Origin of the sequence: Wenjunlia tyrosinilytica (genome assembly GCF_014646055.1) — a bacterium.
Taxonomy (GTDB): Bacteria; Actinomycetota; Actinomycetes; order Streptomycetales; family Streptomycetaceae; genus Wenjunlia; species Wenjunlia tyrosinilytica.
The window spans coordinates 1-15869 of the sequence record NZ_BMMS01000028.1 but is presented as its reverse complement, the minus strand read 5'-3'; the positions used below and the strand labels follow the sequence as shown (position 1 = coordinate 15869).

Below are 15869 nucleotides of genomic sequence, written 5' to 3'. Positions count from 1 at the left end.
CGGGGTTCGAGCCGGACGGGTCCCGGGGACCGGGCCGGATAGGGTTCTGGGTATGCCGATGCCCGATTTCCTGCGCGAACTCCGTTCCCACGTCGGGAACCGACTGCTCTTCCTGCCCGGCGTGGTGGCCGTCGTCCTCGACGACGGGGGCCGTGTGCTCCTCGGACAGCGTGCCGACAACGGCAGATGGGCGCTCATCAGCGGAATCGCCGAGCCCGGCGAGCAGCCCGCGCAGACCGCCGTGCGCGAGGTGTACGAGGAGACGGCCGTGCACGCGGTGCCCGAGCGCCTCATCGGGGTCTACACCACCCCCGTCGTGGAGTACCCCAACGGCGACCGCTCCCAGTACCTGGACATCGTCTTCCGCTGCCGGGCGGTCGGCGGGCAGGCGAGGGTCAACGACGACGAATCCCTCGAGGTCGGCTGGTTCGCCCTCGATGAGCTCCCCGAGCTGCACCCGCGCCAGCGGGCCGCCCTCGACCACGCGCTGACCGACGGGCCCGCCTGGTTCGAGGCCCCCACCGTCCCCGCTCAGCCCTGAACGCCCTCCCGGAACCACTCCACCGTCCTGGCCAGCCCCTCACGCAGCGGGACCGGCTCGACATCGGGGAACAGCGAGCGCAGCCGCGAGTTGTCCGCCTGGGAGTGCGGGACGTCCCCCGCCCGCGGGCCGGTGCGCTCCACGGCGATCGGGGCGCCGACCAGTGACTCCAGTTCGCCCAGCAGCTCGCGCAGCGAAGTGCGGGTGCCGAACGCCAGGTTGACCGGCTCGGGGTGGGCGACGCCGCGCAGCACCGCGTCCGCCAGGACCCGGCAGACGGTGCCCACGTAGGTGAAGTCGCGGGTCTGGCTCCCGTCCCCGTGCAGGACCACCGGGCGCCCCGCGACAGCGGCGTCCACGAACGCCGGGATCACGGCGGCGTAGGCGTGCCCGGCGGGCTGGAGGGGCCCGAAGACGTTGAAGAAGCGGAACGGCAGCACCCGCAGCCCGTAGCAGTGGTGGTACGCCACCAGGTAGGACTCGGTCGCCTGCTTGCTGACCGCGTAGGGGCTCAGCGGAGCGGTCCGCAGGCCCTCGTGCTTGGGCAGCACGGGATTCGCCCCGTACACCGACGACGAGGACGCGGCCACGACATGCGGGCCGCCCGCCCGCCGGGCCGCCTCCAGCACCTGCAGCGTCCCCGTGGCATTGGCGTGGTGGCTGCCCAGCGGATCGCGCACCGAACGCGGCACCGACGGCAGCGCCGCCAGATGCACCACGGCGTCCGCGCCCGTGAACGCCTCGTCCAGCAGCCCCGGATCGAGCACGGTGCCCTCGTGGAACTCGACGTCCAGCCCTTCGAGATTGGCCTTGCCGCCGGTGGACAGGTCGTCCACCACGGACACCCGCGAGACCTCCGGGCGCGAGAGCAACTCCCGCGCCAGATTCCCGCCGATGAACCCCGCCCCGCCGGTGATCGCCACACGCATGACCGGATCCCCCCTCGGATCGTTCCCCCGGACGCATTCCCCGTCCGGAGAGTAACGTCCGGCTCGCACGCCGGTACCCGAATCGGCACGTTTCACGGCATGCGGAGCGGACCGGTCATGTGTCCTGCCGCCACCCTCACGCGACCAAGTGTGTCGCGGCGCCACATCGGCCGTCGTCCCGAGCTTCCTTAAGGTCTCGACCATGACGACCAGCCTGCCCCGCACCGTCGCCGTGGACCTCGGCGGACGCACCGCACTCGTCACCGGCGCGGCCGGCGGCATCGGCCGCGCGTGCGCCCTGCGGCTGGCCGCCGCCGGGGCCAAGGTCCGCGCGGTGGACCGCGACGCCGAAGCGCTCGCCGATCTCGCCGAGGGCCTGCCGGCCCTGCCGGGCTCCCTGGAACCGCTCGTCCTCGACCTCACCGACCTCGACGCGGCGGAGAGCTGCGCCGCGGGCACCGACATCCTCGTCAACAACGCCGGGATCCAACTGGTTCGGCCCATCGAGCAGTTTCCGCCGGAGGTCTTCTCCACCGTGCTGCGGATCATGGTGGAGGCACCGTTCCGCCTGGTGCGCGGCGCCCTGCCGCACATGTACGGGCAGGGGTGGGGCCGCGTGGTCAACATCTCCTCCGTGCACGGCCTGCGGGCCTCGCCCTACAAGTCGGCCTATGTCACGGCCAAGCACGGCCTCGAAGGGCTGTCGAAGGTGATCGCGCTGGAGGGCGCCGAGCACGGGGTCACCTCCAACTGCGTGAGCCCCGGCTATGTGCGGACCCCGCTCGTGGAGCGGCAGATCGCGGACCAGGCGGCCGCGCACGGCATCGCGCCCGAACGTGTGCTCACCGACGTCATGCTCGCGGACTCGGCGCTCAAGAGGCTGGTCGAGCCCGCCGAGGTGGCCGAGGCCGTCGCCTACCTGTGCGCGCCGGAGTCGTCGTTCGTCACCGGGGCCTCCCTGGCGATGGACGGCGGCTGGACCGCCCACTGACCACCCCCTGCCAACCTGTGGCGCCACCGAACCCGAAACGGTATCCCTGGTCCATGCACGACGATCAGCCCGACGATCTGCCCGAGGACCGTCACGAGGAGCATCACGAGGACCGGCCCGAAGGCCGAGCCGGCGACCGGTCCGAGGACCGAGCCGCCGAGGGAGTCGAGGACCGGACCCCGGACCGGCCCGGTCGGCCCGCCGGGCCGGAGCCGACCGGAGAGGCCGCCTACCTCGAGCTGCTGGTCCGCGGCGCCGCCGCCGAGGAGTACGAACTGCCGCTGCGGCGGGCCAGGGCGGCGGGGGCCGCCCCCGAGCACGTCGCCGCCCTGGAGCGGGCCAGGCTCAGCGCGCTTCGGGTGCGCAACGAGATCGAGGGCCGCCGCAGGCGGGAGACCGAGCTGACCGCGCTGTTCGAGACGGCCAACGACCTCGCGGGGCTGCGCGACCTCGACTCGGTCCTGCAGGCCATCGTCCACCGGGCCAGATCCCTGCTGGGCACCGATGTCGCCTACCTCAGCCTCAACGACACCGCGGCCGGCGACACCTACATGCGGGTCACGGCCGGCTCGGTCTCCGCCCGCTTCCAGCGGGTCAGGCTGGGCATGGGTGAGGGGCTGGGCGGCCTCGTCGCGCAGACCGCCCTGCCGTACGTGACCGAGAGCTACTTCGAGGACGCACGCTTCCAGCACACCCGCCCCATCGACAGCGCCGTCCACGACGAGGGTCTGGTGGCCATCCTGGGTGTCCCGCTGGTGCTCGGCCGCGACGTCATCGGCGTGCTCTTCGCCGCCGACCGCCGGGCCAGGGTCTTCGAACGCGAGCAGATCTCCCTGCTGTCCTCCCTGGCCACCCACGCGGCCATCGCAATCGACACGGCGAACCTGCTCCAGGAGACCCGCTCCGCCCTCGCCGAGCTCGGGGCGGCGAACGAGATCATCCGCAACCACAGCGCCGCGATCGAACGCGCCTCGGAGGTCCACGACCGGCTTACCGAGGTCGTCCTGCGCGGCGGCGGGGTGCGCGAGGTTGCCTCGGCGCTGTCCGAGGTGCTCTCCGGCGACGTACGGGTGGTGCAGCAGCCGGACCGGCCGCTGGAGGAGGCGGTATCCCGCTCCCGCGAGGACGGGCACGCGGTGCGGCACGGCGACTTCTGGGTGGCGGCGGTCGCCGCCGGGGGAGAGCCCCTGGGCGCCCTCGTCCTCGGCGGCCACCCGGACCTCGATCCCATCGACCAGCGCACCCTGGAGCGCGCCGCCATGGTCACCTCCCTGCTCCTGCTCTCGCGCCGCTCGGCGGTCGAGGCCGAGCAGCGGGTGCGCGGCGAACTCCTCGACGACCTGCTCGACGCCCCCGACCGCGACCCGCGGTTGATGAGGGAGCGCGCCGCCCGCCTCGGCGCCGACCTCGACGCCCCGTACACCCTGCTGACCGCCCGTATCGACCGGCCCACGGGCGCGGAGGACGCGGCCGACCGGCAGCGCCTGTGGTCCGCCGCGTCCCATCTCGCCGCCGTCGGGCACGGACTGGCCTCCGCCCGCGACGGAGGAACGGTCCTGCTGCTGCCCGCCGAGGAGGTCTCGGCGTCCGCGACCGCGCGCCGGGTGGCCAAGGAACTCGGCGCCGCGGTCAACGCCCCCGTCACTGTGGGCTCCTCCGCACCCGTCGACGCCCCGGCGGCGGGCCGCCGGGCGCTCGCCGCCGCCCATGCCGAGGCGCGCCGCTGCCTGGAGACCCTGCGGGTGCTCGGCCGCCGCGGGGAGGCCGCCGCCCCGGCGGACTTCGGCTTCCTCGGTCTGCTGCTCGCCGACACCAGGGACGTGGAGGGCTTCGTCCGGCGTACCATCGGCCCCGTCCTCGACTACGACGCCCGGCGCGGCACTGAGCTGGAGCGGACCCTGCGTGCCTACTTCGCCTCGGGCATGAGCCCGGTCAGGACCAAGGACGAGCTCCATGTGCACGTGAACACGGTCGCGCAGCGCGTCGAGCGCATAGGGCGGCTGCTCGGTGGCGACTGGCAGTGCCCCGAGCGGGCGCTGGAGATCCAGCTGGCGCTGCGGCTGAGGCGCCTGTCCACGTGTGAGGGCTCCATGGCCGCTCGTCCCGCCGGGTCCGCGCCGACGTCCGGGGACTGACCCCTGTTCGGCGGTACGCCCCCGCGTCGCGGGTATGACCAGCGGCCGATCATCCCATCGCGGGAATGCGGAGACTGTGCGCCTTTCGAGTGCATTGCCATGGGTGCGCCGCACACTTGCCGCGGCATGGCTCGTTCACTCAGGACGCCAGGAGAGTCGGACGCGTTCGGAAGGACGAGCAACCAGTATGAAGATGACCTCGCGCGGAGCGTTTGCGGCCATGGCGGTCTGCGCCGCCGCAGCGGTGGCCGCGGTCGCCCCCGCAGCCGGTGCGCACGCCCAGGACCAGGCCTCCGCCCCCGGCGCCGGCCGGAGCAGCGGCTCCCTCGACGTGGCGAGCCAGTCGGTGCGCCAGAGGGTCCCCCTGATGGTGCCCCTGAACACGATGGAGACGGCGCTGCCGGTGGACTCACCCGCCGTGGAGGGATCGGTGCCCGCCGTGCCGGTCGCCCCTCCCGGCCCGGCGAACTACCAGAACGGGCAGATGCTTCCGCACCCCCTGCTGCCCTCGCTCGCCACGAACGGTGACGGCCCGGCGGCCACCGTCGCGGCGCCGGTGCCGGGTGTGTCCCCGGACGGCCGCAAGAACGTCGCCCAGGTCGGCACCCCGGAGGTGCCGCTGCACGCCAGCGGCCCCGAGGCCGACGTCGTCGCGCCCGCCGGGGACCCGATCCCGGACATGTTCGGGATGTCGGGCTTCCCGATGCCGAACGTGAGCCTGACCTCGCCCCGGATGGACGGGCAGCCCCAGGCGCAGGTCGGAGTCGCGCCGACGCAGCAGCAGTCCCGTCTGCCGGTCGCCGGGATCCTCGGCGACGCCGGGGGCATGCTGATGATGCCGTAGCCCGGTGCGCGGACACCGAGGGAGCCCCGCACCGCCCCGGGAAGGGGTGGTGCGGGGCTCCCAAGGGCCCTGACACACCTGACACAGAGGTTCCTGACGGAGGGGAGGAGGCGGGAGCAGGGGCTCAGCGGACGGTGACCGCCGCGTCCGCCGCCGTCGCCGCCCCGCCCTCCGGCGTACTCGCCTCGACGTCGTTGAGGTCCCGTTCGCGGGTCTCCTTCCCGGCGAGGACCGCCACGACGGTGACCACCGCCGCCAGCGCCACGTAGAGCGAGATGGGGGAGGAGCCTCCGGAGGAGGACAGCAGCGCCGTGGCGATCAGCGGGGCCGGGGCACCCGCCGCGACCGAGGCGAACTGCGCGCCGATCGACGCCCCCGAGTACCGCATCCGGGTGGCGAACATCTCCGAGAAGAACGCCGCCTGGGGCGCGTACATCGCGCCGTGGAAGAACAGGCCCACCGTCACCGCGGCAATCAGCGCGCCGAAGTCCCTGGTGTCGATCAGCCAGAAGAACGGGTACGCCCACAGGCCCACACCCACCGCGCCCAGCAGGTACACCGGCCGGCGCCCGACCCGGTCCGACACCGCGCCCCACACCGGGATCACCGCGAAGTGGACGGCGGAGGCGATCAGCACGGCGTTGAGCGCGGTCTGCTTCTCCAGGCCCGCGTGGTCGGTGGCGTAGACGAGGATGAACGCCGTCAGCACGTAGTAGGAGATGTTCTCCGCCATGCGCGCCCCCATGGCGACCAGCACATCGCGCCAGTGGTTGCGCAGCACCGCGATCAGCGGCATGCGCTCGACTGCCCCATCGGCCCTGCGTGCCTCGGCCTGCGCCAGCGCCGCCTTGAAGACAGGTGACTCGTCGACCGACAGCCGGATCCACAGACCCACCACGACCAGGACGCCCGAGAGCAGGAACGGCACCCGCCAGCCCCAGGACTCGAAGGCGGCGTCGGACTGGACGGCGGTCAGGAACGACAGCACACCGGTGGCGAGCAACTGCCCTGCCGGAGCGCCCGTCTGCGGCCAGGAGGCCCAGAAACCCCGGCGGCGGGCATCGCCGTGCTCGGAGACGAGCAGTACCGCGCCGCCCCACTCACCGCCGAGCGCGAAGCCCTGCACCAGGCGCAGTGTGGTCAGCAGAACCGGCGCCGCCGCGCCGACCGTGGCGTGCGTGGGCAGGCAGCCGATGAGGAAGGTCGCCCCGCCCATGAGGAGCAGGCTCAGCACGAGGAGCCTCTTGCGGCCGAGGCGGTCGCCGTAGTGGCCGAAGACCAGGGCGCCCACGGGTCTCGCGGCGAAGCCCACCGCGTAGGTCAGGAACGACAGCAGGGTGCCGGTGAGGGGGTCGGAGCCGGGAAAGAACAGCTTGTTGAACACCAGTGCGGCGGCGGCGCCGTACAGGAAGAAGTCGTACCACTCGACGGTGGTGCCGATGAGGCTGGCGGCGACGATGCGCTTGAGGCTGGCGGGGGCTGGTGGAGCGGCTGCGGGCGACGACATCGGCACCACTTCCTGGGGTGTGACGGGGACGTGTTCGTGTCGCCATACCGTAGGAATCCGCAGGTCAGGGGCACATGTAGTGGGACACCATAGTTCTGCGTGTGGAGGTGCGTGCGGCCACCATGCTGGCTCGTGGAAAGGCGGTTCAGGGGATCGATGGTGGTCCAAACGAGTGCCGCCCGGGACGCGTAGTTCAGGGTGATTTGACGGTGCGGTGCTGACTCCCGTGCTGGTTTAGTGCTGACTAAAAGCCCACGTCATCACCCGTCCTCACCTGTCCCGTGCTGACTTGGTGCTGACTACGCTCCGTTGAACTCGGGCATCTGGGATTGATCGACTCGGAGTCGTTGCGTGGCGGTGACCGGACTGAGAGACCGAGTCCGGCCCTTTCGCTCAGCCGCCGGGGACATGGGCAAGGCCCTGCGCTTGGCGCGGTGCGCGTTCGCCCCAGCAGATTCTTGGTCTGCTGGTGGTACACGGCTTGCATGGCGCTGACCAGCGCGAATGTGACGGCCGATGTGGATCTGGCGGTCTCTGGCCCGCATATGGTCCGGATCTTGGTTGTGGGTTGAGCGAGACTCGACTGGGTTGGGTAGGGCCAACGGCACTGTTCACAGTCGCAGAGTCTGGAGGGTTTGGCGAGGCGGTTTCTGATGGGCCGGCTCCTATTTGTCTGCGCCCGCAACGCCCATACCGCGGCCGTTGACACCCGGCGAGGGGAGCTGCGAGCGCTGTCTTGAATCCGCGTCGATCGTTTCGGACACGATGCGTCGGTGGATGCGTTGCCGGAATCAGGGAGACATGAGTAGCGTGTGCAGGCTTGTGCCGTCTTGGTCTGTGGTGATGTGAGGGAACCCTTGCCCGATTCCGTCGCTTTGAGGTCTGCCGGGAGTGGGCATGCCTGACACCGATCTTCTGCGTGCGAGCCGTGACGGCGATCAGTTCCACTATCACTGGGCGGCTCGGCAGGCGCTGAAGCTGTTGCTCCCTGGTGCAGATTTGACTGCGATCTCCATCGAGGGCGTGTCGCAGGATGACACGGCGGGGCGCGACGGTGAAGACGTCATTGACATCGCCGAGTACTACGGCGCGACCGGACTTCGCGAAGCGAACCGCGTGGTGTATCGCCAGCTGAAGCATTCGACTGCGCGGGCCACCGAGGAGTGGACCGTGTCGGGACTTGGCGGCACCGTCAGCGGGTTTGCAGAGAAGTACCGACGAATCAAGCTGGAGTCGCCGGGACTTGAGCGGAAGGTCATCTTCGAGTTCCTATCCAACCGGCCGGTCCGCGACTCCGTTCTGCGTGCGATCAGGGTTCTGGCAGTGGGCGGTGAGCTCGGCGACTACGCTCACGAGGTCAAATTTCTCAAACAATATGCGGGGTTCTCGGACGACGGAGACGGCGAAGCCGGTTTCTTCAATCAGCTGCAAGTGGATCCCACAGCGCCAGGCTTGCTGCGACTCGAAGGGCTGTTCCGGCTGGATCTAGCCGGATTTCTGCCCGGCGCTCCCGATGTGCAGCCCCTTCTGCTGAAAGAGATGATCGCGCGACGCGCGACCTCGCTGGAGACGAATCACGTCGTCGACCGCTCCACTGTGCTTACTGCTCTCGGGGTCCCACCAGAGCGCCTTCTGCCTGCCCCCAACCTCATCGACCTGCCCGGACGCGTCATTGCGACTCCGCAGACTCGTGCGATCGTCGATGACATCGTGCGGCTCGCCCCGCGGCCTGTCATTGTCCACGCGGCCGGCGGTGTCGGGAAATCTGTACTTACCACGCAGATTGAACGGAACTTGCCGGCGGGCTCCATCACTCTCGTCTACGACTGCTTCGGGAACGGGAGTTACCGTCGCTCCAGCTCGCCCCGCCACCAGCATCAACAAGGCTTGGTCCAGCTGGCTAATGAGCTTGCTGCGCATGCCCTTTGCGATCCGTTGATTCCGGCTGGTACGGCCCAGCCGACCGATTACGCGAAGGCATTCGTGGTGAGAGTCCGGGGCGCGGCAGAAGCCATCGCGGCCTCCACCCCGAGAGCGCTCTTGGTTCTCGTAGTGGACGCGGCCGACAATGCGGCTCTCATCGCGAGAGATGGTGGTGAGCGCGCCTTCGTCGCAGACCTGTTGCGGGAGGCACTACCGGACAACGTGCGACTCGTCATGCTGTGCCGCACCGAACGCGTCGATCTGCTGGAACCGCCGCCTGGTGTCCACAGAATCGAGCTCGCGGGATTCGGCGTCGCCGAATCCAGGCAGCATTTGGCGTCGGTGTTCGGAGTGGTCACGGAGGCACAGGCGGCCGAGTTCCACCGTCGTACCGGCGGCAACCCCCGGGTCCAGGCGTTCGTTCTCAGCACGACGTCGGACCTCGAGTCCTGTCTCGCCTCTCTCGGGGAGGCGAGACATCCCGACGTCTCCTTGCTCGACGAACTCCTGCAGGGCTTGGTGGACCAGTGTAAGGACGCCAACCATCATCTGAGTGCGGAGATCGACCGACTGTGCGAGGCCATGGCCGCACTCCGGCCGAGGATCCCCGTAGGCGTTCTGGCCGAGCTGTGCGGCGTGCCGGCCTCGGTCATCCACAGCTTCGCAGCGGATCTCCGCCGCCCTCTGCTCGTCGATGGTGACGCCCTGCAGTTCCGTGACGAACCGACCGAGACTTGGTTTCGAACGAGGTATCGTCCGACCGGCCAGTCCCTGATTGACTTCATTGACCGCCTGACGCCGCTCGCCGCAGGCGAACCGTATGTGGCAGCTTCTTTGCCGCAACTGCTGTGGGAGGCCGGTCAGGTCGACACCCTGGTTGAGCTGGCGATGACCGACGGCGCCCTCCCCGAGGGGGACGATCTGGAACAACGGGAGATCGCTCAGCAGCGGGCTCAGTTCGCCCTCAAGGCCACGCTACGCGTGGGCAAGGAATGGGAGGCGGCCCGGCTTGCAATCAAGGCTGGAAGCCTGGCCGCCGGGCACTCTCGTCGGCTTCATCTGCTGAGGAGCAATACCGATCTGGCGGGCGCGTTCCTGGACGCCAGCACGGTCGAAGACATAGTGGCGAACCGCAGCCTTGCCGCGGACTGGCCAGGTTCCAACCTTCACTTCGAAGGCGCCTTGCTCTCGTTCGCCGCAGGCCAGACCGACTTCGCCCGCAGTCGACTGCGCAGCGCGGCGGAATGGCTCAAGGCATGGGTGCGGCGGCCTGACGACGACGATCCGCACCGACACCACGTCACCGCGGCGGACATTGCTGAAGTCGCCTTCGGGCTACTCAACACCGACGGTGTGGAGGCGTGCGCCGAGTACTTGGCCCGATGGCGCCCCAATCGAGTTGGCTTCGAAGCTGGAGCGATCATCACTACCCGGTTAGCCGACTCGGGCCGTACCGAGGAACTGGAGGCCCTCGGCCACGCGGCCACGCGCTTGAAGTACCTCCAGTTCGCCGTCGCCTATGCCGCCTGGCAGGCCAACCTCGTGTGCCAGGCACCGCTTGCGCGGCGCCTGGTGAGAATGCTGAAGCGCCAACGCAGACCCGTCTCCTTTCGCCGACATCCGGGTGTCCCGGAGGAGAACAAGGCACTTCCGGCGGTCGGTTGGATCATCGCCATGGGGCTGCGCCACGGCGTGCTGTCGGACGCGGAGGCCGAACGGATCCTGCGTCTCAATCTCCCTGACGACCTGGGCCGGGGTGCCGGAAGCCGCTACGGCCTTAACACCGACACACTTGCCCTCCTGTGCGGCTTCGCACTGCTTTCGAAGATCCGGAGGCAGCCCTTTGACGCAGACATGCTTGCGGGCGACGACGTCCTGGAAGCGCGGCAACATCCTCATACGTACTCGCGCACACTGAACGACCACGAGCAGAGCGTCGTGCCCCTCGGTGCCTGGGCGAGCCTCTGGACCGACTGCCTAGTCGGAGCCTCCGGCGACACAGAAGTCCCGTTCCGGGATCTCGTGGCCTCCATGCCGGGACAGCATGGTGGACATGAGGTGCCGTACTTCCTCTATCGAGGAGTCGCACGACTCGGTGTCCGGATTCTCGCCTTCGGCTCGTCCGACGTGACGCGTCAGCTCCTGCTCGACTGGTACCGGGCCACGCAGAGGAACATTGCAGACGAAGTCCTGATTGACGCCGTCCGCGCAGCGGCCCCCGTCGATGAATTGCAGCACATCGCTGTCGAACTCGCGGAGTCCGTCGCTGCGTCGCTCGACACCACACAGGACAGTGCTGAGTACAAGGCGGAGCAGATGGTGAAACTCGCTCGCGCAGTCCAGCGATTTGACATACGCGAGGCTCACGCCTACTTCACCAGGGCGATCGATCTGACCGACCGCGTGGGCGACGACGTACATGTGCTGTGGGGGAGCGTCCTCACCGTCGCTCGCCGAGCCTCCGAGGGCAATCACGACGACGATCGCCGCGCATATCGCGTTGCACAGCTTGCCGAGAGCATTCAGCCCTATCTCGGGGACGGAATGGATCACGCCGCGGTCCTGAGCGTCATGGGCCGCTTGAACCCGACGACCGCGACAGTCGTCGCCTCCCGTTGGCGTGACCGTCGGTTGTGTTCTGAGGGTCCGTTCATTCAGGCACTTCTCGACGAGGAAGCGGGCCCGCTTGCTCCCTCCGCGGTCACTGCTCTGGCGACGGTGCCGTTCGACGAGTACCGAGTCGGCGCCCTCCAGCTCGTTGAACGAGCCCTTCGCGAGGCTCCCGACGACGGCGAACGCATCGCCGGGATTCTGGGAGAGTTCCTGCGGGCACGTCGTTTCAGCAGCGAGTCCTTCGAACGCCTTGACCACGCCACCAGCGAATTGGGCATCGACCTCTCCGGCACGTTGTTCGCCGTCCGGTCCCGCAACATCGCGTTCTCAGCGTCGTCCGGCTACAGCTCTCCCCGGTGGACGCGGGGTGACGAGGACGAAGGGCGGATGGCGCGTACGCGACAGTTGGAGGCTGCCCTAGCAGCGTGTGATCTCTCCACCCCGGAGGGCTGGGAGAAGGCTCGCCAACTGGTTCGCGGATCGGGCCACTTGCTGCGTATGGAGCAGGTCATCGACCACGCGGTCAGGGTCCCCCTGCGCAAACTCGACGACATGCTCATCGCATTCCAGTCCAACCCCCACCTCAGCACCTTCGACTACACACATCTGGTCCAGAGGCTGGAAGAGCTGCCCTTGCTGCCCCTGGCCGCCCGCCAGCAACTACGTCACCTCGCTGACACGGTCACCACGCGGTTCAGCCGGGAACTGACCACAAAGGGCTACGAGCCGATCAAACTACAAGGGCTCGCCGGTCTGGCCGGCACACCTGATGCGGATCTGCTCGGAACGGCACTCCGGGAACTCGGATCGCAGCCTGCTGCGTTCCTCCCCGAGGAGTGCTACTACCTGGCGGCCCGGCTCGCTCCACGGCTCACCGGCGTACAGGCGCAGGTCGTCCTGGACGACTGCGGGACCATGCTGGCGGGCCTCGCCCCCGAGGATTCGGCCGAGGGGATGTTCGCCGATCTTCCCGCCAAACCAGCAGCGGCTGCAGAATGCTTCGCAGGCTATCTATGGGCGGTTCTCGGTGACCCCGAGCACGGCGCTAGATGGCGGGCGGCGCACTGCGTCCGACTCCTCGCCGAACTCGGTTGCAAAGAAGAACTCGACGCGCTGCAGCGCTTCGCGCTGGGCACTCTTGACGTCACCCCGTTCCACGATGCCCGTCTGCCTTTCTACGACCGACACGCCCTCCAATGGCTGCTCTTCGCCCTTGCACGCGCCGCTCAGAACACGGCAACGCATCAAGGACTGATCGAATTCGAGCCGTTGCTGCGTAAGGTCGTCTTCGATGATGAACCGCATGTCGTGATGCAGGAAAGCGCGAAAGCGATCTGCCTCGCCCTGGCCTCTTCCGGCTACGGAAGTCTGACAGCAGACGAACTCGACATCGTGCGCAGCATCAACAGACCGAGATATGTTGTCAGCCAGTCATGGGCTGAATGCAGGGCAAGGGAACCGAGTGACGCGGATGAGGGATCCCTCGCACTTGAGCCGAGCGGTTTCCGGTTCGACTGGGACTTCAAAGACCGCTGGTGCAAACCGCTAGGGGAGGCTTTCGGGATCTCAGAGGAGACGGTCCTGCGACTCGTCGGGCACACCATCACGGCCACCTGGCAGCTCGCCTGTCGTGGCGTACATGAGGACGACCCGCGCTACGCGCTCAAGTTGTACAGGGAAGGAAGCACCTTCGCCCACCATACGACCTGGCCGGACGCCGACGATCTAGACTTTTATCTCTCCACCCACGCCGTGTGGACTGTCGCCGGGGAACTGCTGAAGACGCATCCCGTGTACCAGGACAGCGAGGCGGACACAGACCTGTTCACCGACTGGCTCGGTGACTTCCTACTCACGCGCGAAGACGGCAGATGGCTTGCCGACCGGCGAGACCCCTCGCCCCAAAGCGTCTTCCAGGGACCATACGACTCACCAAGACCCGACTGGATCTGGCGGTTGAACAGCCAGCACTTCAGTGAGCGTCTCCTGGCGAGCGACGGGTGGGTCACGGTCTGGGAGAGCTCCGACGACACGAGCTATGAGGCCGCGCAACAAGTCCTGATCCGCAGCGCTCTGGTCACTCCCGAAAAGGCCAGGGCGCTCGCGCTCGCCCTGCAGACCGCCCCTTCGTACATGGCATACCGCATCCCGGACGCCGACGACAGTGAGTACCAGTTCGATACCCAAGGCTTCCAACTGACGGGATGGATTGCCGTCCCGGACGGCCGCGAAGGCCAGGACAACAGAGACCCGCTAGCCGGCGGGGTCCGGTACCCGCCGTACCGGCCCGTTGAGGAATTCATCGGTCTGCTTGGGCTGGAACCGGACGCAGACATGCGCGAATGGACCCGTGCCGACGGCCTCGCCCTCCGCAGCACTGTCTGGGACGACACAGCCGCGACCAGCTCGGACCGAGTAACAGGAACTGAGGGACAGCGGCTGGAAATCCGGCGCGATGCCCTCCAGCAAATCCTTTCCCTGACCGGACGCAGCATGATCGTTGAAGTGATGATCGACCGCACTCATAAAGACCACAATGAGCCCTACTCGGTGAGGTACGACCCAGACGATGACGAATCCCTCCCCCCACGCGAAAGGTCCTACAAGATTTACCTCTTCGATGACTCCGGAAGATGCGGAGAGCTTTGAGCGCACCCTCGAACTGGGCAAAGAGATCGCAGCTAGCCTCCCGGACCACGATGTACTGGGCCGATGGATGGCCCACCACATCGGCGACTTGATCATCCGCGCCGAGACAGCCTCTGAGGCGGAAGCTGACGACGTACGGCGTGAAACGGCGACCGCTGTGCTCGCGCTTTGGAACCACCGGGCGGCACTCCCCATCTCCAGACCGCCGCTCGACACGTTCGAGCCCGTCTTCACCGCTCTGGAACGGCTGAGCGAGCCTCAAGATCCGTGGGACTTCTACCGGATGTTCCAGCGGGGGAGTGAACCCAGCGAGGACGACATGGCAGCAGCGCCGCTGCTTCGGATCGCATTGAACCTTGAGGAGATCGTCCGCCGCGTCGTACGTACGATCGTCACAGTCGCTGCACGGGAAGCCGCCGACAGTGAGGCGAAGTGGCTGAGGCTCTCTGACCATGTCGAAGACGACGAGCAGCGAGCCGCGCGGGATGCGATCCTCGAGTTGGCACGGACCCTCGAAACGTACGCCGGTGATGCTGACGGTCAACCAGCAGCGGGGGATACCGGGCTCTCGAAGTTGATCAATGACCTCCTGCGTGCCGAGGCTCAGCTCGCAGAAGCCCGGGGAGCACTTGAGGACCGTCTGCCCGGGAATCGGTCAGAGAGCGAGTCCGGTGGTCCTGTGTGAGGGCGGGGGAGATCTGTTGCTGCTGATTGACCTCGGCAGTTCATGACGGCCTCGTGCAATTGGCGGACTGTTTCGGCGTGTTGTGCTGAGGGGGCAGCGCGAGCATGCCTCCTCGATCGGTGGGGTGCCGTCGTCGCCTTCCTGAACGTCTCGGCGCCAACGATCATGTCCAGGTTTCGGGAGCATTCAGCTGGATGCCCAGACATGGGTCAAGCTTGTTGGCGTGCAGGCCGGTTGGAGAGCACTTCCACAACAACCTCGCCTTGATCGCCCTGCCCCGTCCCCGGACTGAGGTCGAATTGATCCTTGACGGACTTGGTTACTGAGGTTTTCGGGTTCATGTCGGGTGTGGGGTGAGGGTCAAGCCGGTCCCGGCGAGGCAGCCGTCGATGAGTTCGGGGTGGGCGCTGGATATGGCTCAGGCTCCGGCGAAGAGTGCGCTCTAGCTGGTCGGGGTCGGTGAAGGCGGTGTTGGCCAGCGGCCCGCGCCGCAGGAGTGACCAGATGCCCTCCACCGGATTGAGGTCCGGTGCATAACTGGGCAGTTGGACGAGGGTTAACCAGTCGTGATCGGCGGCGTACTGCCGCATCCCGGCAGCCAGATGAGTGTTCAAATTGTCCCAGATAAGAACAATCGGGGTGCCGAGCTGTAGATGAGCACGAACCGCAAGGTCACGGTAGTCGGTCCAGGCAAAGCTCTTGCGCGCGCCCTTGAACGGCATGTGGAACCGCGGACGGTAGATAAGCCGCGACGGTTCGCCGGGCCGGTAACAGCACATCGCCGCGATGGAAATACGCCGCCGGGACCGGCCGCGGACCCTGACGACGGGCGTGCGCCCGCGCCGTCCCCAAGTGCGAGCCCGCGGCGGCGTCATCGCGAACCCGGCTTCGTCCTCGAAGACGATGTGGGCCCCGAGCGCCGCCGCGGTGCTTCCACCTGCGGCCACACGTCCTTCTTCCACAACTGCACGCGCGCTCATCGCGCTCCAGAGCTCGGCGGGCCGGACACTGCCAGGACCACCCATGCCGGTGCAGCAGCCGCCACACCCCCG

General features: G+C 68.1%; 8 protein-coding genes and 1 pseudogene. 6 read left to right on the top strand and 3 right to left on the bottom strand.

Going from position 1 to position 15869, the window contains the following annotated elements:
- Positions 1-52 precede the first annotated feature (52 nt).
- Positions 53-541, top strand: coding sequence for an NUDIX hydrolase (locus IEY86_RS27085; RefSeq protein ID WP_189134494.1), 489 nt, complete (start codon positions 53-55; stop codon positions 539-541).
- Here the strand turns inward: IEY86_RS27085 and IEY86_RS27080 are convergent.
- Positions 532-1470 (bottom strand): NAD-dependent epimerase/dehydratase family protein, encoded by a 939-nt coding sequence (locus IEY86_RS27080; RefSeq protein WP_189134493.1) that lies wholly within the window; start codon positions 1468-1470, stop codon positions 532-534. The genes IEY86_RS27085 and IEY86_RS27080 overlap by 10 nt on opposite strands.
- Positions 1471-1672: 202 nt before the next feature.
- Here IEY86_RS27080 and IEY86_RS27075 point away from each other — a divergent pair, with 202 nt between their 5' ends.
- The 3 genes from IEY86_RS27075 (at position 1673) to IEY86_RS27065 (ending at position 5440) form a co-directional block, all read left to right on the top strand.
- Positions 1673-2461 (top strand): 3-hydroxybutyrate dehydrogenase, encoded by a 789-nt coding sequence (locus IEY86_RS27075; RefSeq protein WP_189134492.1) that lies wholly within the window; start codon positions 1673-1675, stop codon positions 2459-2461.
- 53 nt (positions 2462-2514) lie between these two features.
- On the top strand, positions 2515-4596 hold the full coding sequence (locus tag IEY86_RS27070) for a helix-turn-helix domain-containing protein (protein ID WP_189134491.1): 2082 nt from the start codon (positions 2515-2517) through the stop codon (positions 4594-4596).
- A gap of 187 nt (positions 4597-4783) precedes the next feature.
- A complete protein-coding gene (locus IEY86_RS27065; RefSeq protein ID WP_189134490.1) occupies positions 4784-5440 on the top strand; it encodes a hypothetical protein in 657 nt (218 codons plus the stop codon).
- A 124-nt stretch (positions 5441-5564) separates the two neighbouring features.
- Here IEY86_RS27065 and IEY86_RS27060 read toward each other — a convergent pair whose 3' ends face one another.
- Positions 5565-6947, bottom strand: coding sequence for an MFS transporter (locus IEY86_RS27060; RefSeq protein WP_189134489.1), 1383 nt, complete (start codon positions 6945-6947; stop codon positions 5565-5567).
- Between the two features lie 897 nt (positions 6948-7844).
- On the opposite strand from IEY86_RS27060, the gene IEY86_RS27055 reads away from it, so the two are divergent.
- Entirely contained in the window at positions 7845-14132 is a 6288-nt protein-coding gene (locus IEY86_RS27055) for a hypothetical protein (RefSeq protein WP_189134488.1), read from the top strand.
- Positions 14104-14817 (top strand): hypothetical protein, encoded by a 714-nt coding sequence (locus tag IEY86_RS27050; RefSeq protein WP_189134487.1) that lies wholly within the window; start codon positions 14104-14106, stop codon positions 14815-14817. Before IEY86_RS27055 ends, IEY86_RS27050 begins: the two co-directional genes overlap by 29 nt.
- A 337-nt stretch (positions 14818-15154) precedes the next feature.
- Here the strand turns inward: IEY86_RS27050 and IEY86_RS27045 are convergent.
- A pseudogene (locus tag IEY86_RS27045) lies at positions 15155-15869 on the bottom strand (IS630 family transposase); the annotation flags it as partial.